The organism is Streptomyces niphimycinicus (genome assembly GCF_018883605.1).
GTDB classification, from domain to species: Bacteria; Actinomycetota; Actinomycetes; order Streptomycetales; family Streptomycetaceae; genus Streptomyces; species Streptomyces niphimycinicus.
On record NZ_JAHLEM010001240.1, the window covers coordinates 1 to 1351 of the forward strand.

Annotated in this window: 1 pseudogene; it reads left to right on the plus strand. The window is 74.5% G+C overall.

Annotation, left to right across the window (positions count from 1 at the left end):
• Window positions 1-120: 120 nt before the first annotated feature.
• Window positions 121-1287: pseudogene (locus KN815_RS49085) on the plus strand (MMPL family transporter); the annotation flags it as partial.
• Window positions 1288-1351 lie beyond the last annotated feature (64 nt).

The following is a 1351-nucleotide window of genomic DNA, read 5'->3' on the forward strand; positions in this document are numbered from 1 at the left end:
TCTGCCTGTGGAGACGGTGTGAGACCTCAACGGGAGTCCTCCCGGACGGGGCGGTCGTCGGTGAAGCAGGAACCCCAGCGGGCGACCGCTGGAACCCCCCACCTTTAGGCGGGGGAGGAAGTCAAGACGGTGCTGGTCTTCGGCGCGGGCACCGACTACGCCCTGCTGATCGTCTCCCGCTACCGCGAGGAGCTGCGCCGCCACCGCGCCCCTTACGACGCGATGCGTGAGGCCCTGCGCGGCTGCGGTCCGGCCGTGCTCGCCTCCAGCGGCACCGTCGCCGCCGGGCTGCTGTGCCTGCTCGCCGCCGACCTCAACAGCAGCAGCGGACTGGGCCCGGTCGGCGCGGTCGGGGTCGTCTGCGCGCTGGCGGCCATGATGACGCTGCTGCCCGCGGTGCTGGTGCTGCTCGGGCGGCGGGTGTTCTGGCCGCTGATCCCGGCCTACGGCAGTGAGCCGCGGGCGACCCGGCGCGGGTTCTTCGAGGCGATGGGCGGCTCGGCCCGCCGCCGGCCCGGAGCCGTCCTCCTCGGTGGTGCCGCACTGCTGGGCGCCCTCGCCATCGGCGTGCTCAATCTGCCCGGCGACCTCAAGCAGGAGGACACCTTCACCGACAAGCCCGAGTCGGTGGCCGCGACCCAGACCCTCGCCCACGCCTATCCGGACAGCAGCAGCCAGCCCATCAGCGTGATGGCGCGCACCGCGGGGGCGGACGAGGTGCTGCGGCGGGCGCGCGACACGGAGGGGGTCGCGCGGGCGGACCGTGGGCGCAGCGGCGGCGGCTGGACGGAGGTCGACGTCTTCCCCCGGGGCGCCCCGCAGTCGGCCGGGGAGACGGCCACCCTGCACGCCCTGCGCTCCGGTCTCGTACGAGTCGAGAACGCCGACGCGGTCGTCGGTGGGCCCAGCGCCCAGCAGCTCGATCTGAAGGACACCAACGCCCGCGACCGGATGCTGGTCATCCCGCTGGTGCTGATCGCCGTGCTGCTGATCCTCGCGGCCCTGCTGCGCAGCCTCGTCGCGCCGCTGGTCCTGGTCGTCGCCGTGGTCGCCGTATGGGGCGCCGCGATGGGAGTCGGCGGGCTCGTCTTCGACCCGGTCTTCGGCTTCGCCGGGGTCGACCCCGGGCTGCCGCTGCTCTCCTTCGTCTTCCTGGTCGCCCTCGGCGTCGACTACGGCATCTTCCTGATGCACCGGATGCGGGAGGAGTCGCTGCGCGGGGCGGACGTCGCGGACGCGGCCGTGACCGCGCTGCGCACGACGGGCGGGGTGATCGCCTCGGCCGGTCCTCAGGGCCGCGCTGCCGTGGGGCAGGGGCGGCGCGCCCGGCGGCCGTACGGGCACCGCACAG